At 48.8% G+C, this 19093-nt stretch carries 19 protein-coding genes; 13 read left to right on the top strand and 6 right to left on the bottom strand.

What is annotated here, in order from left to right; translation table 11 throughout:
* Window positions 1-60: 60 nt before the first annotated feature.
* A complete protein-coding gene (locus UF06_RS01980) occupies window positions 61-1527 on the top strand; it encodes a coniferyl aldehyde dehydrogenase (protein ID WP_045568943.1) in 1467 nt (488 codons plus the stop codon).
* A gap of 161 nt (window positions 1528-1688) precedes the next feature.
* On the opposite strand, the gene UF06_RS01975 is transcribed toward UF06_RS01980, so the two are convergent.
* The 6 genes from UF06_RS01975 to UF06_RS01950 all read right to left on the bottom strand — a co-directional run bounded on the left by UF06_RS01975 (window position 1689) and on the right by UF06_RS01950 (window position 7814).
* Window positions 1689-2669, bottom strand: a complete 981-nt coding sequence (locus UF06_RS01975) for an alpha-L-glutamate ligase-like protein (protein ID WP_045568942.1) — start codon at window positions 2667-2669, stop codon at window positions 1689-1691.
* A gap of 3 nt (window positions 2670-2672) precedes the next feature.
* Window positions 2673-4178: an inactive transglutaminase family protein gene (locus tag UF06_RS01970; protein ID WP_045568941.1), complete on the bottom strand. Its 1506-nt coding sequence runs from the start codon at window positions 4176-4178 to the stop codon at window positions 2673-2675.
* A gap of 8 nt (window positions 4179-4186) precedes the next feature.
* Window positions 4187-4930: an ATP-dependent zinc protease gene (locus UF06_RS01965; protein ID WP_045568940.1), complete on the bottom strand. Its 744-nt coding sequence runs from the start codon at window positions 4928-4930 to the stop codon at window positions 4187-4189.
* 127 nt (window positions 4931-5057) lie between these two features.
* A complete protein-coding gene (cmoB, locus tag UF06_RS01960; protein WP_045569025.1) occupies window positions 5058-6029 on the bottom strand; it encodes a tRNA 5-methoxyuridine(34)/uridine 5-oxyacetic acid(34) synthase CmoB in 972 nt (323 codons plus the stop codon).
* Between the two features lie 79 nt (window positions 6030-6108).
* Window positions 6109-6846 (bottom strand): carboxy-S-adenosyl-L-methionine synthase CmoA, encoded by a 738-nt coding sequence (cmoA, locus tag UF06_RS01955; RefSeq protein WP_045568939.1) that lies wholly within the window; start codon window positions 6844-6846, stop codon window positions 6109-6111.
* Window positions 6847-6947: 101 nt separating this feature from the next.
* Window positions 6948-7814, bottom strand: a complete 867-nt coding sequence (locus UF06_RS01950) for a DUF72 domain-containing protein (RefSeq protein WP_045569024.1) — start codon at window positions 7812-7814, stop codon at window positions 6948-6950.
* 269 nt (window positions 7815-8083) lie between these two features.
* On the opposite strand from UF06_RS01950, the gene aspS reads away from it, so the two are divergent.
* The 12 genes from aspS to UF06_RS01890 all read left to right on the top strand — a co-directional run bounded on the left by aspS (window position 8084) and on the right by UF06_RS01890 (window position 19082).
* Window positions 8084-9862 carry an aspartate--tRNA ligase gene (aspS, locus tag UF06_RS01945; protein WP_045568938.1) on the top strand — a complete coding sequence of 593 codons (1779 nt, stop codon included), beginning with the start codon at window positions 8084-8086 and terminating at the stop codon, window positions 9860-9862.
* Between the two features lie 115 nt (window positions 9863-9977).
* Window positions 9978-10499 carry a crossover junction endodeoxyribonuclease RuvC gene (gene ruvC, locus UF06_RS01940; RefSeq protein WP_045568937.1) on the top strand — a complete coding sequence of 174 codons (522 nt, stop codon included), beginning with the start codon at window positions 9978-9980 and terminating at the stop codon, window positions 10497-10499.
* Window positions 10500-10620: 121 nt separating this feature from the next.
* Window positions 10621-12072 carry a methyl-accepting chemotaxis protein gene (locus tag UF06_RS01935; protein WP_045568936.1) on the top strand — a complete coding sequence of 484 codons (1452 nt, stop codon included), beginning with the start codon at window positions 10621-10623 and terminating at the stop codon, window positions 12070-12072.
* 79 nt (window positions 12073-12151) lie between these two features.
* Window positions 12152-12766 carry a Holliday junction branch migration protein RuvA gene (gene ruvA, locus UF06_RS01930; RefSeq protein ID WP_045569023.1) on the top strand — a complete coding sequence of 205 codons (615 nt, stop codon included), beginning with the start codon at window positions 12152-12154 and terminating at the stop codon, window positions 12764-12766.
* Window positions 12767-12787: 21 nt separating this feature from the next.
* The gene (gene ruvB, locus UF06_RS01925; RefSeq protein WP_045568935.1) at window positions 12788-13792 is read left to right on the top strand and encodes a Holliday junction branch migration DNA helicase RuvB; all 1005 of its coding nucleotides are present in this window, start codon (window positions 12788-12790) and stop codon (window positions 13790-13792) included.
* A gap of 456 nt (window positions 13793-14248) precedes the next feature.
* On the top strand, window positions 14249-15835 hold the full coding sequence (cydA, locus tag UF06_RS01920) for a cytochrome ubiquinol oxidase subunit I (RefSeq protein WP_045568934.1): 1587 nt from the start codon (window positions 14249-14251) through the stop codon (window positions 15833-15835).
* Between the two features lie 17 nt (window positions 15836-15852).
* Complete coding sequence (cydB, locus tag UF06_RS01915; RefSeq protein ID WP_045568933.1) at window positions 15853-16989, top strand: cytochrome d ubiquinol oxidase subunit II; 1137 nt, start codon at window positions 15853-15855, stop codon at window positions 16987-16989.
* A 12-nt stretch (window positions 16990-17001) separates the two neighbouring features.
* Window positions 17002-17109 carry a cytochrome bd-I oxidase subunit CydX gene (cydX, locus tag UF06_RS23450; protein ID WP_000270284.1) on the top strand — a complete coding sequence of 36 codons (108 nt, stop codon included), beginning with the start codon at window positions 17002-17004 and terminating at the stop codon, window positions 17107-17109.
* Complete coding sequence (ybgE, locus tag UF06_RS01905; RefSeq protein ID WP_039425557.1) at window positions 17102-17404, top strand: cyd operon protein YbgE; 303 nt, start codon at window positions 17102-17104, stop codon at window positions 17402-17404. The genes cydX and ybgE overlap by 8 nt, the downstream gene beginning before the upstream one ends.
* Window positions 17405-17549: 145 nt before the next feature.
* Window positions 17550-17969, top strand: a complete 420-nt coding sequence (gene ybgC, locus UF06_RS01900) for a tol-pal system-associated acyl-CoA thioesterase (protein ID WP_045568932.1) — start codon at window positions 17550-17552, stop codon at window positions 17967-17969.
* Window positions 17959-18642: a protein TolQ gene (tolQ, locus tag UF06_RS01895; protein WP_039425563.1), complete on the top strand. Its 684-nt coding sequence runs from the start codon at window positions 17959-17961 to the stop codon at window positions 18640-18642. The genes ybgC and tolQ overlap by 11 nt, the downstream gene beginning before the upstream one ends.
* The gene (locus tag UF06_RS01890; RefSeq protein WP_045568931.1) at window positions 18642-19082 is read left to right on the top strand and encodes an ExbD/TolR family protein; all 441 of its coding nucleotides are present in this window, start codon (window positions 18642-18644) and stop codon (window positions 19080-19082) included. The genes tolQ and UF06_RS01890 overlap by 1 nt, the downstream gene beginning before the upstream one ends.
* The last annotated feature ends 11 nt before the right edge of the window (window positions 19083-19093 follow it).

Here is a 19093-nt window from a genome sequence, read left to right as displayed (position 1 = left end):
CAACTGTTCGTTATGTGAACGGGATGTTAATATAAACCAGCGATGACAGAGGAAGATGCAATGAATGCACTGGTGAAACCTGAAACGGAAATCCATCTTGAAGCAACACCCGCTCAGGCAGTCAATGAGCTTGAGTCTTGGTTTGATGCGCTCAAACGCGCTTATCAGCAAGATCCAATGCCAAGCTTTAGCCAAAGAAAGCAGTGGTTGCTGGCGCTGAAAAAACAGTTAAGCCGCTATCAAGACCTCCTTGCGCAGGCGATGAGTGACGATTTTGCTGGCCGCAGCGTGACCGAGTCGAAAATGGCTGACGTACTCGCGCCGATTTTAGACATCAACCACGTTGTGCGCCATTTAAAAGGTTGGATGAAAGTGCGCCGCCGTGCCACAGAGCTGATGTTTAAGGGCAATAAACTTGAGTTGCGTTATCAGCCCAAAGGGGTGGTCGGGATCATTTGCCCGTGGAATTTTCCGATTTATCTTTCTGTTGGGCCACTTATCACCGCCTTGGCGGCAGGCAATCGCTGCATGATAAAAATGCCGCCAAACTGCCCGAGAACCAGCCAAATCTTAAGGCAGATGTTGAGTGAAATTTTCCCGCAAGACTTGGTTTGTGTGGTGGATGGCACTCACCCTCAAGCGATGCAGATCTCTCACCTTCCGTTTGACCATTTGGTGTTTACCGGATCGCCAGCCAGCGGACGGGTTATCATGGCGAATGCGGCTGCCAATCTCACCCCAGTGACTTTGGAGCTCGGTGGTAAATCGCCAGCCATTGTGCTGGAGGATTTTGATATCAATCAGGCGGCGCAGCGTATCGCCCATGGCAAAGGGTTTAATGCAGGGCAGATTTGCATCGCACCTGACTACGCCTTTGTACCGCAAGCGAAAGTGGCCGCGTTTGTGACGGCACTGAAACAAGCGCACAGCAAAATGTATCACCAGCTTTCTGGTAATCAGGATTACACCTCGCTGGTGGATGAGGCGCAATACCAACGTTTTCATGAGCTTCTGGCGGATGCCCGTGAAAAAGGCGCAGAGATAACACAATGTCTTGAGTATGGCGATGGCAGACAGACGCCGCTTTATGTGGCGACGCAACTAACGCCACAGATGCGCATTTGTCAGGAAGAGATTTTTGGTCCACTGCTTCCCGTGCACGGCTATCAAAATGTGGACGAGGTGATTGACTATATCAACCAACGTCCACGGCCGCTGGCTTGTTACCTCTTTAGCCACGATGAGGCTCAGCGCGAGCAAATCCTAGAGAAGACCCATAGCGGCGGCGTCACCATCAACGATTGGGGCTGGCATGTGATGAACCATTCGGTGCCGTTTGGCGGGATTGGCAATTCCGGCATCGGTAACTATCACGGTGAAGAAGGGTTTCGTGAGCTAAGCCATGCGCGCAGCGTTTTGCTGATGCGAGATTGGTTCCCGATCAGTCTGTTTTCCCCACCCTATGGCCGTTTGATTCAAAAGCTGGTTCTTAGGCTGTTTGTCGGCAAGGCCGATAAGCATTTATAAGGTCGATGGCTGATGTGACTTGTCCGCTTGCATCTTAGCCCAGTCGAAAACAGCCAGTCGAAAACAGCCAGTCGAAAACAGCCAGCCGAAAACAGCCAGCCGAAAACAGAAAGTGAGATAGGCAGAAAAAGGCCCACATTGGTTGTGGGCCGTTGTAGCGACTAATCGCGTGATTTGATTACGCTGAACTGCCGAACAGAGTAGGCGACACGCTCTGCCGGTGTTGGATACGTGAGCTGAGTACCTAAATTTTCAATATGGTGCAGCCTTGGTAGCAAGCCGCAGCCATTGGCTATCTGAATTGCTAACCCCGGACGAGCGTTGAGCTCCAGCACCATCGGTCCTTCTTCTTTATCCAACACCATGTCGGTGCCAATATAGCCAAGCCCGGTCATTTCCCATGCGCTGGCGGCCAATGTGAGTAAACGCTCCCAATGGGGGACCTGTAGCGTTGCCAGCTCTTTGCCGGTATCTGGGTGATGGGTGACCGGCTGGTTAAATTGCACCGCGCGCACCGCTTTACCTGTCGCAATGTCGATACCCACTCCGACAGCGCCTTGGTGCAAGTTGGCTTTGCCATCGGATGCGGCCGTCGAGCAGCGCATCATCGCCATGATCGGATAGCCTTTGAAGACAATAATGCGCACATCCGGTACCCCTTCAAAACTGAAACCGTCGAAACAGTCATCAAATTTGATGAGGTTTTCCACCACCGCAACGTCGTTTTTTCCGCCCAGAGAAAAGAGTCCGGCCAGTGTATTACTTAAATGGCGCTCGACTTCCTCTTTATTGATGGTGGCCCCAGAGGGTTTGGTATACACGCCATCTTTGTGCGAAGTGACCACCAAAATGCCTTTACCCCCGCTGCCACGCGCTGGTTTGATAACAAAGCCAGGCCAGCTTTTGACCATCTCATGAATGGTTTTAACTTCAACTTGATTGCTGATCACACCAATCAATTGCGGCACCGTACACCCAGCGCGCTGGGCGATGATTTTGGTTTGCAGCTTGTCATCCACCAAAGGGTATTTTGAACGATCGTTATAGCGCCCAATGTAGCTATGGTTGCGCTTGTTCATACCCATAATGCCTTTGCGGCGCAGCTTAAACGGCGAGGTGTAGTTGGACAAAATCGATAGCATCAATTAGTCCTCCACCAGAGGCTTGAAGCGGCGCAACTCGGTGATACGGTAACCTGTGTAAGTACCCAACAGCAAAATAGCGGCAAGAACGATCAACTGTAGGCCGATAAAATTAAAGGTCAGATGCTGCACATAGCTGTTGGTCATACCAAGGTAGACCAATACGGCGGTAAAGAGCGAGCCACCACCTTGCAAGATAACCTCTTTGGCGCCTTCCTCTTCCCACAGAATGGACATACGTTCAATAGTCCAAGACAAGATAATCATCGGGAAGAAGGTGATTGAAAGCCCTTCTGTCAAACCGATCTTAAACGCCACCACGGTAAAAATGGAGATGATTAAGATCACCGTTATGATCACCGCCGATATCCGTGCGACCAACAGTAGGTTGAGCTTGGACAGATAGCTGCGGATGATTAAACCGGTGCCGACGATCAGCAAAAAGCCGACAATGCCTGTGACCAGTTGCGTCTGTACGAACGCCACTGCGATAAGTACTGGCATAAAGGTGCCGGAGGTTTTCAGGCCGATAATCACCCTGAGGAAAACGACAATCAGCGCGCCAATCGGGATCAACATGATGGTTTTAAACATCGCCTGCTCTTCAAGCGGCAAGCTGTGAATAGAAAGGTTTAGCAACCCATCAGCTTCAACCTTGTTGTTGGTCGCTTGCTGCGGAGAGATGTCCTGAGCAATCATCGAAAAGTGCACTTGGCTGTTCTGACCGCCCATCAAATCTAACAAAGAGATGTTGGATTCATCCCAAACCAGTAGGTTGGCCGATGTCGCGTGTTGCACTGAATTGGGTGAAAACAGCACCCAATCTTGGCCATTCCATACTTGGACCATCGGTTGAATCATTTGGCGGCGACGCCCATCTTCGAGCTCGATGACGCCGACAATTTTGCTCTGTACTTCGGCACTCGAAAGCAGTTTATATAACGTCGTGGTTTTGTCTTGGTTGTTGAGCAGCAGTGCCGCACTTTGGCTATCGGGATCATTGAGCGTTTTGATCAGTTCACGCGTAAACGTCACGTTGTCTGAAGAACGGCTCATTGCTTGATTGATCAATGCATCGGCCGCGGTTTGCTCGGGGCTGGTAAACGTGGGCTTTTCGATGGTTTCTGCCGGAGGGTTCGGCGTGGCTTTGGCGTGCGGGTCAACCAAAAACTGGGTTTTGTAATAAATCGTCTGTGCGCCAGAAGCTTTGCGAATCGACCACTCTGCGCGGCGGCCTGAATCCGTATTAACGTAGGAAACACCGTAACCCGGCGAGGAGGCCGTTTCACTAATCAAGGTAAAACCGTTTTGCGTATTTGGAGCGGCAAGAGAGGCTTTTACCTCCTGGCCTTGCGCGTTAAATTCAATTCGCGCCTCAATATCCCAAATTTGCCGGCTTTCGCCAGGAGTCCAAGGAACACCATAAGTCTGGTGTCTAAAAACGCTTAAAGTCACGCCGGCGACAATAAGCAAGACAATGGATAGGTAAAAAGGAACTCGGGAAGTCATAGTCTACCTTATTTCTTATTTGTTTCGCTCTGAATGTACGCGCGACTGACGTCCACCAGAGCGATATCGCGAATAAACTCGCGGCCAAGCAGGACCGGATGGCTCATCTGTGAGCGGTCTGCCAATGTAAATTGTGCTTTTTCATGAATCGCCCCCACTTTCACCCACAGCTCAACGACCGCGCGGCGTTCGGTTTCATCATTGGTGGACTGACGGATTTTGACGAAGCGAATAATCGGCGCTTCAATCCAATTTTCCTCGGTTGCGGGTTGGGTGCTGTCGGCGAGATGAAAACGTACCCACTGCTTGCTATTGCGCTCAAAGATTTCAATGTCAACTGCATTGAGTGAAGAGGTTGCCGCACCTGTATCCACGCGCGCATCAAAAGACTGTTTAATCGAATCAATCGTCACTTTTTCAATCGCACCGAGGACTATCTCCGCTTTGGTTGGTACGTGCTTGACTGTAACCACTTCGGGCTTGGCAACTTTAGGCGCAGGAACGGTAATTGGTGCTTGAGGTTGCGGCATTCCCGCGATTTTTTTCTCTAATTCGAGGATTTTATTTTCCAAGCTTTCGATGTAATCGGATTGGTTGGATGATTGCAGAGTCAGGTTTTCGATTCGGTTGCTGATACGCGCTTCAGAATTGTGCAGGGCGGAGAGCATTTGTTGTTGATGTTGCTCGCTGTTGGTTAAAGTGCAGCCAGATAACAGAACAAAAGCGAACGCTGGCGTCAATCTTAGTAACATTGAATGCCTTATGGTTATGAGGATTAAGTAATTGTATTTGTGAGTGTAGCTCAATAAAAAGGATGCGTGAAGCATCCTCGTGTAAGGGTATGGTGATACTCAAAATTCTGAGTCAAGAGAGTGTCAATTATGGTTTCTTCGCAATCAACACGGCGCGGCGCGGCGCTGGATAGCCTTCAACCGTTTTGCTCGGATCGCTCGAGTCCAGATAATCTGGCAGTGAATTGTGAGTCATCCAATCGGTGCTACGTTGCTCTCCAATCGAGGTGACATTTTCATCGACAATGCGTACTTGTTCAAAGCCGACCAACTCCAGCCACACTTTCAATGCGCGCGCAGAAGGGAAAAAGTAGACGTTGCGCATTTGCGCGTAGCGCTCTTTCGGTACCAAGACAGCGTTTTCATCGCCCTCGATGACCAGTGTTTCCAAAATCAACTCACCACCGGAAACGAGCTGATCCTTCAGTTGAATCAGATGATCGAGCGGTGAACGGCGATGGTAGAGCACACCCATACTGAACACGGTATCAAAGGCTTGCAACTTTGGCAGTTGCTCAATACCAAGTGGCAAAAGGTGAGCGCGTTGATCTCCACCCATCAGCTTGCGAATCGCTTCAAACTGAATCAAAAACAGATGGGAAGGATCAATCCCCACGCACAGACGTGCCCCTTCGCCCAACATGCGCCACATGTGATAACCGTTACCGCAACCGACATCAAGCACGCTGCGGTTTTTCAGTGGGGAAATATGGGGGAGAACACGATCCCATTTCCAATCACTGCGCCACTCGGTATCGATATGAATACCGTGCACATGGTATGGCCCCTTGCGCCAAGGGTGGAAAGTGCGCAGTAAGCTTTCGAGCTTTTTAAGCTCACCAATGGGCATAGGTTGGTGATTTGAAATGGTCACCGATTGTTTGATATCGATGTTGTCCGGCGTGTCGGCAGAGATTTTGTTGAGTGCACGTAACCAGCGATCAAAATCACCGTGCTCCGCATTTTGCCAATCTGTCAGTTGCTGTGGCAGTACATTGAGCCAAGGTTGCAGACGAGTGTCTTGAGCAATAAGTTGATAAAAATTTGCAAAGTTAAACATGGTTAATTGATCACTGTTGGTAAAGTCATTTTTAGTTGTGAGTTTGAATGGCAAAGCCGACCGCTATGGCACGTGGTGACTATTTGATGGCAAACATTGAGCCAAAGTTAAAGCATTGAAACCACACTTCGAAACTGGAGAAGCCAATTTCAGCGAAACGTGCTTTGTGCACTGCGATAGAATCTGGGCGCATCACATTTTCAATGGCACTGCGTTTTTGGCTGATTTCTAGTTCGCTGTAGCCGTTGGCGCGTTTGAAGTCATGGTGCAAGTCGATCAGCAGTTCGTTCGAGACTTTGTCTTCAAACACGTATTTTTCTGACAAGATCAAAATGCCGCTTGGGCGCAGCCCCTGATAGATTTTTTCCAGTAGCGCTCTTCTGTCTGCGGGAATGAGAAATTGCAAAGTGAAGTTAAGCACCACCACAGAGGCATTTTCAATATCAATATCGCGAATGTCCGCTTCAATGACTTCAACTGGCGTATCGCTGCGATACGCGTTGATGTGCAGTTTACAACGCTCTACCATCGCAGGTGAGTTATCGACCGCAATGATTTGACACCCTTCTTGTTTGATGTGGCGACGCATTGACACAGTCGCGGCCCCCAGTGAGCAGCCCAGATCATACACCTTGCTGTGCGGTTTGACGAAGCGCTCAGCCAACATGCCGATGGCAGAGATGATGTTGCTGTAACCTGGCACCGAGCGTTGGATCATGTCCGGGAAGACTTCCGCAACCCGCTCATCAAAGGTGAAATCCCCAATTTTATCGATTGGAGCCGAAAAAATAGTGTCTGGATTGCTTTTGGGGTTCATAACCATTCTCTGCATACAACTGGCCTACAACGACGCAGGCACTAAAAAGGCGCGTATTTTAGGGGAAATTGGCTCGTGTGTCATGTTTTGCCGTGCCCTGTTTAGAACATCGATATTTGCGATTGGTTGTCGTTTGCTGGAAAATTTGCCAAATCAGGTAATTGCACCATTTGCTGCAACTGTTGGTAGAGTTTCAGCGCGAGCTCGGGCGCTAAGATGTTATCGGGCGTATGGATCATCAAATAGGGCTGTTTTTCTTCACTTATCCACTGTGGAAGCTTTGTCAGCCAAGGCTGAAAAAAGGGCAGATTCGCCTCAAGATCTGGATGGCCAATAAAACGGATCATCGGATGATGGGCGGTGGAAATCGCGTGCACAGGGACGCGCGGCTTTTTCTGCTGTGCATCAATGATGACATCGCTGGTGGGAGCAGCGGCAAAAACCGGACGGCTATCCATGATAATGCGATTAATGCCTGCCTCAATTAACCAGTGGTTGAGGCGTTTTTCATCATCACCTTTGGCAAAAAAGGCCGGATGGCGGACTTCCACGCTAAGTGGAAAATCACGCGGGAAAAGCTGACAAAAGCGTTGCAGCCTGGGCAAATATTCGGGAGCAAAGGCGGCAGGCAATTGAATCGTCCATTGACCGATGCGTGCATGCAAAGGGGCCATAATGTGCAGAAAATCCGCCAGCATTGCTTGGCAGCCTTGCAGCATTTGTTGATGGGTAATCGCTTTGGGCAATTTGAAGGTAAAGCGAAATTCATCGTGTGTCGCCGCATCCCAATTGATTACCGTAGATGTGTTAGGCGTGGCATAAAAGGTGGTGTTGCCCTCGACGGTATGAAAGACTTGCGCATACTTTTCCAACCGCTGTGCAGGCTTAGTGCCGGAGCCATAAAAGCTCTGTTGCCACTGGTTGTGCGACCACATCGTTAAGCCGAGTCGAATAGGGAGTTTATTCATCATTTACTTTGCTCTAATTCCACCTGATTACTTTACGGTAGTTTTGCCCCAATAGGTACTTTCACGCTATAATTGCGACCCATTTTCCTGCTTTGCTGTGCTTTTGAACAGTTGTTGTATTAAAAAGCGCCAATGCATGATAAAACGCAATAAATTGTATTCTGACTAGTCGATTTTCTTAGACTTTCAGCGTATAAATGGACCTTTGCTCTGCGGAGAAATTCACCGGCGGAGTCGTTATCAATTTAAGAGAGATTGGGAATTTCATTATGCGTACCCATTACTGTGGTCACCTGAACAAGTCCCTTGCAGGACAAACTGTAGAGCTATGCGGCTGGGTTAACCGCCGTCGTGATTTAGGCGGTCTGATTTTTATCGATATGCGAGATCGCGAAGGTGTCGTTCAGGTAGTCGTCGATCCGGATATGGCGGACGCGTACGAGATCGCAAGCCAACTGCGTAATGAATTCTGTATCAAACTCACGGGTGAAGTTCGTGCGCGCCCAGAAAGCCAAATCAATGCGGAGATGGCAACGGGGGAAGTGGAAATCTTGGCCAAAGGCCTTGAAATCATTAACCGTTCTGACGTTTTGCCATTGGACTTCAACCAGAAGAACTCTGAAGAGCAACGTCTGAAATATCGCTATTTGGACCTGCGTCGTCCAGAAATGAGCGATCGCATTAAACTGCGTGCTAAAGCGTCTAGCTTTGTTCGTCGTTTTCTCGATACCAATGGTTTCCTCGACATCGAAACTCCAGTGTTGACTAAAGCAACACCAGAAGGTGCGCGTGACTACTTGGTGCCAAGCCGAGTACACAAAGGCAGTTTCTATGCGCTGCCTCAATCGCCACAGTTGTTTAAACAACTGCTGATGATGTCTGGTTTTGACCGCTACTACCAAATCGTCAAATGTTTCCGTGACGAAGATTTGCGTGCAGACCGTCAGCCTGAATTTACTCAGATCGATATTGAAACGTCATTCATGACGTCAGACCAAGTGCGTGCCATTACAGAGAAAATGATCCGTGAAATGTGGCTGGAGTTGCTGAATGTTGACTTGGGCGAGTTCCCAGTGATGCCTTACAGCGAAGCGATGCGCCGTTTTGGTAGTGATAAGCCAGACCTACGTAACCCGATGGAATTGGTTGACGTTGCTGATCTGCTGAAAGAGGTTGATTTCAAAGTCTTCTCTGGCCCGGCGAACGATGAAAAAGGTCGTGTCGCAGTTCTGCGTGTTCCTGGCGGTGCGGCTTTGACGCGTAAACAAATCGATGAATACACGTCGTTTGTGGCGATCTACGGTGCGAAAGGCTTGGCATGGCTGAAAGTCAATGATCTTGCCGCTGGCATGGAAGGCATTCAGTCACCAGTGGCCAAATTCCTTTCTGATGACATCGTGGCTGCGATCATTGAGCGTTCAGGTGCGCAATCTGGCGATATCATTCTGTTTGGCGCCGATAAAGCCAACGTGGTTGCCGAAGCGATGGGCGCGTTGCGTCTGAAAGTGGGTAAAGATCTTGCTATCACTAACGAGTCCGCTTGGGCGCCGTTGTGGGTGGTGGATTTCCCAATGTTTGAAAGCGATGGTGAAGGTAATGTTGCAGCGATGCACCACCCATTTACCTCGCCGCTCAACATGACGCCAGAAGAGCTGAAAGCTAACCCAGAAGGTGCGTTATCTAATGCATACGACATGGTTCTAAACGGCTACGAAGTGGGTGGCGGTTCGGTGCGTATTCATGATGCGAAAATGCAATCAGCGGTGTTTGATCTGCTGGGTATTGAAGCCGAAGAGCAGAAAATCAAATTTGGCTTCCTTCTGGATGCGTTGAAATTTGGTACACCGCCTCACGCAGGTTTGGCGTTTGGTCTCGATCGTCTGGTGATGTTGCTGTGTGGCACTGAAAATATCCGTGACGTGATTGCCTTCCCGAAAACTACGGCGGCAGCGTGTCTGATGACCGATGCGCCAAGCCTTGCGAATTCGGCAGCGTTGGAAGAGCTGGCGATTTCGGTTACGCTAGCAAAAGAAAAAAGCGCTGAGTAAGCGTTAAGTTTGTGAAAAAACTCCCGCCTTTGCGGGAGTTTTTGTTTTCACACTGGAGCCATCTTTTCTAAGATGAAGCCAGTTATTCACATGACAAAAATAAAGTGGGAAGGTCATGTCTATTATTCTTGGGATCGATCCGGGTTCGCGTGTCACGGGATACGGTGTGATTCGTCAGAACGGCCGCCACCTTTACTACCTTGGCAGCGGCTGTATTCGCACTTCGGGAAAAGATCTGCCCGGTCGGCTGAAACAGATCTACGCTGGAGTAAGCGAAATCATCACTCAGTTCCAACCGGATGCTTTTGCGATTGAACAAGTCTTTATGGCAAAAAACGCCGATTCTGCGCTGAAACTGGGTCAAGCTCGGGGGAGTGCGATCGTGGCCGCGGTGAATGCAGAGCTACCAGTGTATGAGTACGCTGCGCGTCTCATTAAGCAGGCCGTGGTGGGCAATGGTGGGGCAGACAAGGTGCAAGTTCAGCACATGGTGCAGCATATGCTCAAGTTACCCGCCAAGCCGCAGGCCGATGCGGCGGATGCGTTGGGGGTGGCGATTTGTCATGCCAATACCAATAAGACCTTGATTGCATTAGCAGGCCAAGCAACCAGTGCCAAAAAAGGTCGTTATCGCTGATAGCCAAGCGATGCAGAAAAATGAGACAGCCGAAACAGAATCAAAAATGAGATTTGTTATCCAAATGTTACGTAGATATAGTGGTCGGAGGTCATAACAGTTTCGATCAGGAAGATTGAGCATGAATCCAGCCACCTTATGGCGTCAGTTTTTTGTTCCCTCGCAAAGCGAGTGGACAAGCGCTCAGCAGCGGCAAGCTGACATCTTATCCCTCTTTACGTTCATCGCGTTTCTCGTTGGTGTTTACAGCTTAATCAAGTGGAGTAAACACGGCAGCGAAAGTCTTGTCACCACGTCAATCGCGTTAATTGTACTCGAGTTGCTGGCTGCATTTTGCCTCAAATGGTTTAAGAATCCGACCTTAGCCCTCAACTTGGGATTTGTCGGTATGACGCTGCATGCGCTCAACATCATCTATCAAAGCGGTGGCGTGGTGGATTCGACCCAGACCTATTGGGTCCCTCTGCTGGTGGTGGCTTTTTTCCTTTCAGCGACACGTGTCATGGCACTCACCTGGAGTGGTATCGTCATCGCGATTTCCGCCATCATGACTTATCAACATATCGCTGGGAGCTCCTTTCCCCATTTAACTTTATCCGCTGGTGAAACACGTGTAGAGATTTGGTCGGGAACCATTTTGCCGCTGGTGGTGATTTGTATTGCCCAGGCGTTTACCGCCCGACAGCGTGACAACGCGATTGAAGGGGCTGAACGCGCGAAAGTGCAAAGTGAAGCGGTGGCCTTGCAAGCGAAGGAGGGTGAACAAAACCTGTCGACTGTGTTGGCGCATGCCACCACCAATGCCAATCAACTGAACACTGTCTCTCAAGCGCTGGAAAGCCAATCGACGACGCTCGATAGCCAAGTCACTCAACTTAACCTCAACTGTGAGTCGCAAGCCAGTGCCGCAGAGCAAATGAGCCAGCAGGTACACCAAATGGCGCAGGGGGTTGAGGAATCGGGCCGTTTCGTGCAAGAGCTGCGGCAAAAGAGTGAGCTGGTACATCATCAGGCAGAAAAAAGTTCAGAGCTGCTTAATGCCTCGACAGAGGCGATCAGCCAGATCTTAGAAAGCCACGAACAGATCATGAAAGTGGCGGATTTGATCACCTCAGTTGCGGAGCAAACCAATCTATTGGCGTTGAATGCGGCGATTGAGGCGGCGAGAGCGGGTGAGCAAGGCCGCGGATTCGCTGTGGTTGCCGATCAGGTACGTGAACTCTCTTCGCAAAGCAGCCACTCGGCTGTTGAGATCCGAAATTTGCTTGATCGCAGTGAGCAGGAAGTGAAGCATGGGCAGCATGTGATTCACTCCAGTGCCGAGCGAATGAGTGAGATCATCGAACAAGTGACAACGATTTCCTCTGACGTTAACAGCTTGGCCGATATCATGAGTCAGCAAATGACGGCGCTTAACGAGTTGGATCAAGCCAGTAGCGAAGTCGCGTCAGGCGTAGTGAACACGAAAAGTATCTCTGAAATTGTCGCGGCGAATGGCACGCAACTAAGGCAGCAAGTTGACACGGTTCGTCAGTTAACATCCCAGTTAGAACAAGTCGTCTCAAAAATCTGAACGCTCCCCAATAAAGAACTGGATGTCTATCCAGTTCTTTATTATTCTGTCGCAAATTCATTTCCAAAGAGTATTTAACGTGATCGGACGTCTTCGCGGCATTTTGCTGGAAAAACAACCTCCTGAAGTTTTGATAGAAGTTAACGGTATCGGCTATGAAGTGCAGATGCCGATGAGCTGTTTCTACGAGTTGCCTCATGTGGGTGAAGAAGCCGTGATTTATACTCATTTTGTGGTGAGAGAAGATGCGCAGCTGTTGTATGGTTTTAACACGGTCAAAGAGCGTGCTTTGTTCCGTGAAGTGATTAAAGCCAATGGCGTAGGGCCAAAACTGGGTCTGGCCATTTTGTCCGGCATGACGGCCAGCCAATTTGTCGCATCGGTTGAGCGCGAAGATATCTCGACCCTTGTGAAGCTGCCAGGTGTTGGCAAGAAAACCGCAGAGCGATTAGTGGTTGAGATGAAAGATCGTCTCAAAGGTTGGGGTGCAGGCGATCTCTTTACCCCGTTTACGGATGTCGCACCAGCAGACAACGGCGCGACGGCAAGCAACAATGCCGAAGAAGAAGCGGTGAGCGCGTTGTTAGCGCTGGGTTACAAACCTGTTCAAGCGTCGAAAGTGGTCGCGCAAGTGGCTAAGCCGGACATGACCAGTGAGCAGGTGATCCGCGAAGCGCTGAAATCCATGGTCTAATGGTGCTATAAAGGTATTGATATGATTGAAGCAGATCGCTTAATTGCACCGGAAAACCCTACATTTCGTGACGAAGATGTGATTGATCGTGCCATTCGTCCGAAAAAACTGGCTGATTACCAAGGCCAAGATCACGTGCGTGACCAGATGGAAATCTTTATCAAAGCGGCCCAGTTGCGCAGTGAAGCGTTGGATCATTTGTTGATTTTTGGTCCTCCAGGCTTGGGGAAAACCACCTTGGCTAACATCGTCGCCAACGAAATGGGCGTCAGCATTCGTACGACTTCTGGGCCAGTGTTAGAAAAAGCGGGGGATTTAGCCGCGCTACTGACCAATCTCGAAGAGAATGATGTGCTATTTATTGATGAAATTCACCGTCTTAGCCCAATGGTTGAAGAGGTGCTCTATCCGGCGATGGAAGATTATCAACTCGACATCATGATCGGTGAAGGACCTGCGGCGCGTTCGATCAAAATCGATCTGCCGCCTTTTACTCTGATTGGCGCGACCACGCGAGCGGGCTCCCTTACCTCGCCGCTACGCGATCGCTTCGGTATTACTCAGCGTCTGGAGTACTACAACATTCCTGACTTGCAAAATATCGTGCAGCGCAGTGCCAGTTGTTTGAATCTCTCAATGGATGCAGAAGGTGCGCTGGAAGTGGCGCGCCGCGCACGTGGTACTCCTCGTATTGCCAACCGTTTGTTAAGACGTGTACGAGATTATGCCGAAGTGAAAGGTGATGGGCACATTTCAGCTGAGGTTGCTGATCTTGCGTTGAACATGCTGGATGTCGATTCGCAGGGCTTCGACTATATGGATAGAAAACTGTTGCTCGCTATCATGGAGAAATTCTCTGGCGGCCCCGTCGGGCTAGACAATATGGCTGCTGCGATAGGGGAAGAAAAGGATACGATTGAAGATGTGCTTGAGCCGTATCTCATTCAACAAGGTTATTTACAAAGAACACCACGAGGGCGGATCGCTACAGACAGAGCTTATCTCCATTTCGGAATAGAAAAATAAGTTTTCAGAGCCAGATCGCGAGATCTGGCTCTCTACTTAATGTGACTTTTGTCACGTTATTAAAAATCTCACTACCACTTCCTAGGTAAGAAAAAGTGGTCAAATGTTAATCCTTGGTGTTACTTATTTTCCCTTTGATTCTCTATGGTTACCTTCATTTAACAAATCCTCTATCTGAGAGTTGATTTAGATCAGTTTGATGCTTTTTTGTTCAGAAATGAGCCAATTATATTGATTTGGATCAACGCAGAATCTCCCTATAAATTTTTTGAAACAAGATGGGTTTAGCAGTAGTATTAGCTGTAGCTATATTAGCTGACGCTTAACAATTAACTAACCAATACGGTACATTTTTGCAACAAACACTTGTTTGATTTAAACAAGTACCAAGCTTTCTCAACACTGGTGAGTTGTAAAATGTAGAGAGTGTCATTCAGCCGACACATAGGAGTTGCTATGATTGACGTAGTTGATCTATCGCGGTTGCAGTTTGCACTAACAGCGATGTATCACTTCCTGTTCGTACCTCTGACTCTGGGCATGGCTTTTCTTTTAGCCATCATGGAATCACTGTACGTAATGACCGATAAGCAGATCTATAAGGACATGACAAAGTTCTGGGGTAAGCTGTTCGGAATTAACTTTGCTCTTGGTGTGGCGACTGGCCTAACCATGGAGTTCCAGTTCGGTACCAACTGGTCTTACTATTCGCACTACGTAGGTGACATTTTTGGCGCACCTCTCGCGATAGAAGCCCTGATTGCCTTCTTCTTAGAATCCACTTTTGTTGGTCTTTTCTTCTTCGGTTGGGATCGTCTATCGAAACGTCAACACCTTGCGGTAACTTGGCTAGTTGCGCTGGGTTCTAACTTCTCTGCATTGTGGATTCTGGTGGCGAATGGCTGGATGCAAAATCCAGTAGGTGCAGAGTTCAATTTCGAAACCATGCGTATGGAGATGGTGAGTTTTGCCGAAGTGGTACTTAACCCGGTAGCGCAAGTGAAATTCGTCCATACCGTGGCTTCTGGTTACACCACTGGCGCAATGTTCATCTTGGGTATCAGTGCTTACTACTTGCTTAAGGGCCGAGATATCGCTTTTGCTCGCCGCTCTTTTGCTATTGCCGCTTCATTTGGTATGGCCGCTATTCTCTCTGTTATCGTGCTTGGTGATGAATCAGGCTATGAGCTTGGTGAAGTGCAGAAAGTGAAACTAGCCGCTGTTGAAGCCGAGTGGCACACAGAGCCAGCGCCTGCCGCTTTCACGCTGTTTGGTCTGCCGAATCAGGATGCGATGCATACTGATTACGCCATCAAGATCCCTTATGTGATGGGTATTATTGCCACGCGTTCATTTGATGAACAAGTGACGGGTTTGCGCGATCTGCGTGATCAGCACGTTGACCGCATTCGTAACGGCATGTACGCCTATGAACTATTGGAAAAACTGCGCGCTGGCGATAAATCACCTGCCAACATGGCGGCTTTTGATGAGGTCAAAGGTGACTTAGGTTATGGCTTGTTGCTGAAACGCTACACAGACAAAGTGACCGATGCGACAGAAGAGCAGATCCAAGCGGCTGCGGATGATTCTATTCCAACGGTTTGGCCACTGTTCTGGTCATTCCGCATCATGGTTGCTTGTGGTTTCATTATGTTGTTCGTGTTTGGTGCCGCGTTTGTACAAACTTGTCGTCAAAAGATCGAACAAAAGCAATGGATACTCAAAGCGGCGCTATTCAGTATTCCACTTCCTTGGATCGCAGTCGAAGCAGGCTGGTTTGTTGCTGAATTTGGTCGTCAGCCTTGGGCCGTCGGCGAAATCTTACCTGTCAATGTGGCAGCCTCTGCGCTGAGCGCTGGCGAAATTTGGACATCGTTGTTCGCTATTTTAGCGCTTTATACCGTGTTCTTAATCGCAGAAGTTTACCTCATGGTGAAGTTTGCCCGTAAAGGCCCAAGCAGCCTGAAAACAGGTCGTTATCACTTCGAACAAAATGCAGACTCTGTTGCAGACAAAGTCAGTCGTCAGGTCGAAGCGTAAGGTCAAGGAGATACAAGATGTTTGATTACGAAATCTTGCGATTAATCTGGTGGGTACTGATCGGTGTACTACTCGTTGGTTTCGCAATTACCGATGGATTCGATATGGGGGTGGGTGCGCTCGTCCCTGTGATTGGTAAAAATGACAATGAACGCCGCGTGATGATCAACTCGATCGCGCCACACTGGGATGGTAACCAAGTTTGGCTTATCACCGCAGGTGGTGCCCTGTTTGCCGCTTGGCCACTGGTTTACGCGACATCGTTCTCTGGTTTCTACTTAGCGATGATCGTGACGCTGGCCGCGCTATGGCTGCGTCCGATTGGTCTCGATTACCGCTCAAAAATTGAAGATGCCAAATGGCGCAACACTTGGGATATCTGTATCTCGATCAGTGGTTTTGTGCCGCCTGTCATTTTTGGTGTGGCGTTTGGTAACTTACTGCAAGGCGTGCCATTCCAACTGAGTGAATTCTTGATGCCAACCTATCATGGCTCATTCTTTGGTCTGCTGAACCCGTTTGCATTGCTTTGTGGTTTGGTGAGCTTGTTTATGATCCTGATGCAAGGCGCGACTTGGCTGCAAATGAAAACCACAGATGCGGTTCACGTTCGTGCACGCAATGTTGCACAACTGACTGGTATGCTGACAGCGCTTGCTTTCGTGGCAGCAGGCTTTTGGGTCCAGAGCATTGACGGTTACGTCATTGTTGGCAGCATCGATACCATGGCCGCATCAAACCCCCTAAACAAAGAAGTGGTTCGTCAAGCGGGTGCTTGGATGAACAATTTTGAAGCTTATCCACTGCTATGGGCTGCACCAGCTCTCGGTGTAGTGATGCCGCTGTTGGCGGTGATTGCTTCTCGTCTTGAAAAAGGGGCGTTGGCTTTCTTAGCTTCAAGCCTAGGAAATGCGGGTGTGATTTTTACGGCTGGATTTGCCATGTTCCCATTCATCATGCCATCGGATCTGATGCCAAGTCACAGCTTGACGATGTGGGATGCGACTTCATCTGAGTTGACACTGAATTTGATGACGGGCGTTGCCTTTGTGATGGTGCCGATCATTTTGGCCTACACTGCGTGGTCTTACTACAAAATGTTTGGCCGCTTAGACAGCAAGTTCATTGAAGACAACAAAAACTCACTTTACTAAGGAGCAAAGACTATGTGGTATTTCGCATGGATTCTCGGTGTACTGCTTGCGTGTGCATTTGGCATCATCAACGCTCTTTGGCTAGAGCATTCAGAAATGATGGACAAAGACAGTGAATAAACTAGCAGAACAGATCGCGACACTGCATGAACCGTTCGACAGAACGTGGCTGAAAGCATTCACGCTAGTACTCGGGTTTGTTCATGTTGGTTTAGTGATGTGGGAGCCTCACGCCTACGCAACTGCAATCGGCGGTTTTAATGTGCTGATTGGCCCAGCGCTCATTTGGGCGGTGTGTTCGAGCATGGTGTATGGTGTTGGGTTTACGCCGAAAAATTGGTATTGGCAGCTATTGTTCAGCCCCTATTTTTCAATCCCAATTCTGCTGTTTTTAACCGCTTTACACATTTTGTAACCAAGATGGTTAATAATTGAGCCAGGCCAAGTGCCTGGCTTTTTATTTTCTCCACACAATTCAAAAAAAGGCAGGCGTGTGGTACCAATTTATGTGACTTAAGTTATAGTAATCGCTTTGATCCATGCACTGAATCGGTACGACATTGAACAGCAATAACCACGCTTTTACTTGGCCAGTGACGGTTTATTATGAAGATACGGACGCAGGAGGGGTGGTTTATCATGCCAACTACCTCAAGTTTTTCGAACGCGCTCGAACAGAATTACTGCGCTCGGCTGGGATTTCACAAGATGCGCTACTGAAACAAAATATCGGTTTTGTGGTCCGACATATGGATATCGATTTTATACATGCCGCCAGACTCGATGAAAAGTTGACCGTACGAAGCAAAATTGGCGAATTTAAGCGCGTTTCGATGACCTTTTGTCAAGAGTTGGTCAATGAAGAAGGGCGGTTGTTGTGTAAAGCAACAGTTAAGGTAGCATGTATCGACAATTTAAAAATGAAACCTTTTGCCATTCCCACGTCTATTATTGCGGAGTTAACAAATAGTGACTGCTGATATTTCTATCTTAGATCTTTTTCTACAAGCGAGCCTGTTGGTTAAGTTGGTCATGTTAACTTTGCTTGGTATGTCAGTCGTCTCTTGGGCCATGATCATCAAGCGCAGCAAGGTGTTGTCGAAGGCGAGCAAAGACGCCGAAGAGTTTGAAGACAAATTTTGGTCTGGTATCGACCTTTCTCAGCTTTATCAGCAAGTGAAAGCCAGAAAAGAGAACCTCTCTGGCGCAGAAGAGATTTTTTATGCCGGTTTTACCGAGTTTGCTCGATTACGTAAAACCAATGCCAATTCACCGGCTTATGTCATGGAAGGGACGGGCAGAGCAATGCGTGTGGCCGTTTCCCGTGAGGTGGATGATTTAGAAAACAGTCTGCCATTTTTGGCAACGGTTGGCTCAATCAGCCCTTACATTGGCCTATTTGGTACCGTTTGGGGCATCATGCACGCCTTTATTGCGCTAGGTGAAGTTAAACAAGCCACCCTTTCCATGGTAGCGCCTGGTATCGCTGAGGCTTTGATTGCCACGGCTATGGGCTTGTTTGCCGCTATTCCTGCTGTTATGGCCTATAACCGTTTGAGCAATAAAGTGACGAAGCTGGAGCACAACTACGCCACCTTCTCAGAAGAGTTCCACAGTATTTTGCACCGTCAAGCCATGGCAGGTAGCCACTGATGGCGGGTTATCAACCGAAAAAGCGCAAGATGACTGCGGAGATCAACGTGGTGCCGTATATCGACGTCATGTTGGTTTTGCTGATCATCTTTATGGCGACCGCTCCTTTTGTAACTCAAGGGGTGGATGTTGAGCTGCCGAAAACCTCCACCGCACAGTCTATGGAACAGATGGCTGGTGAAAGTAACAGCAGTTTTATCATCATCGAAGTTGATAAAGACGGCAACTTAGGGTTGAGTGTCAATAATGATGAGGTGCAACGTGGTCTATCGTTGGCCGACGTTATTTTGCGAGTTAAAGCAGAGCTTTCTCTCAAACCTGATTCGCCTATTGCTGTTGGTGGTGACGCCGCAACACCGTACGCGGAGATTGTGTTATTGCTCGATGAACTCAGTAAAGCCGGCATCCCCAAAGTTGGCCTGCTAACCGACATAGAATAAGTCAGACGCGA

Source organism: Vibrio sp. S234-5 (assembly GCF_000960595.1).
In the GTDB taxonomy this organism is placed as follows: Bacteria; Pseudomonadota; Gammaproteobacteria; order Enterobacterales; family Vibrionaceae; genus Vibrio.
The sequence above is the reverse complement of the archived record's forward strand: the minus strand, read 5'-3'. Positions and strand labels throughout refer to the sequence as shown.

Bases quoted from the DNA above. Each gene is read 5' to 3' on its own strand.
- UF06_RS01980 (WP_045568943.1), top strand. From the start codon at position 61: ATGAATGCACTGGTGAAACCTGAAACGGAAATCCATCTTGAAGCAACA.
- UF06_RS01975 (WP_045568942.1), bottom strand. From the start codon at position 2,669: ATGCTATCGATTTTGTCCAACTACACCTCGCCGTTTAAGCTGCGCCGC.
- UF06_RS01970 (WP_045568941.1), bottom strand. From the start codon at position 4,178: ATGACTTCCCGAGTTCCTTTTTACCTATCCATTGTCTTGCTTATTGTC.
- UF06_RS01965 (WP_045568940.1), bottom strand. From the start codon at position 4,930: ATGTTACTAAGATTGACGCCAGCGTTCGCTTTTGTTCTGTTATCTGGC.
- cmoB (WP_045569025.1), bottom strand. From the start codon at position 6,029: ATGTTTAACTTTGCAAATTTTTATCAACTTATTGCTCAAGACACTCGT.
- cmoA (WP_045568939.1), bottom strand. From the start codon at position 6,846: ATGAACCCCAAAAGCAATCCAGACACTATTTTTTCGGCTCCAATCGAT.
- UF06_RS01950 (WP_045569024.1), bottom strand. From the start codon at position 7,814: ATGAATAAACTCCCTATTCGACTCGGCTTAACGATGTGGTCGCACAAC.
- aspS (WP_045568938.1), top strand. From the start codon at position 8,084: ATGCGTACCCATTACTGTGGTCACCTGAACAAGTCCCTTGCAGGACAA.
- ruvC (WP_045568937.1), top strand. From the start codon at position 9,978: ATGTCTATTATTCTTGGGATCGATCCGGGTTCGCGTGTCACGGGATAC.
- UF06_RS01935 (WP_045568936.1), top strand. From the start codon at position 10,621: ATGAATCCAGCCACCTTATGGCGTCAGTTTTTTGTTCCCTCGCAAAGC.
- ruvB (WP_045568935.1), top strand. From the start codon at position 12,788: ATGATTGAAGCAGATCGCTTAATTGCACCGGAAAACCCTACATTTCGT.
- cydA (WP_045568934.1), top strand. From the start codon at position 14,249: ATGATTGACGTAGTTGATCTATCGCGGTTGCAGTTTGCACTAACAGCG.
- cydB (WP_045568933.1), top strand. From the start codon at position 15,853: ATGTTTGATTACGAAATCTTGCGATTAATCTGGTGGGTACTGATCGGT.
- cydX (WP_000270284.1), top strand. From the start codon at position 17,002: ATGTGGTATTTCGCATGGATTCTCGGTGTACTGCTTGCGTGTGCATTT.
- UF06_RS01890 (WP_045568931.1), top strand. From the start codon at position 18,642: ATGGCGGGTTATCAACCGAAAAAGCGCAAGATGACTGCGGAGATCAAC.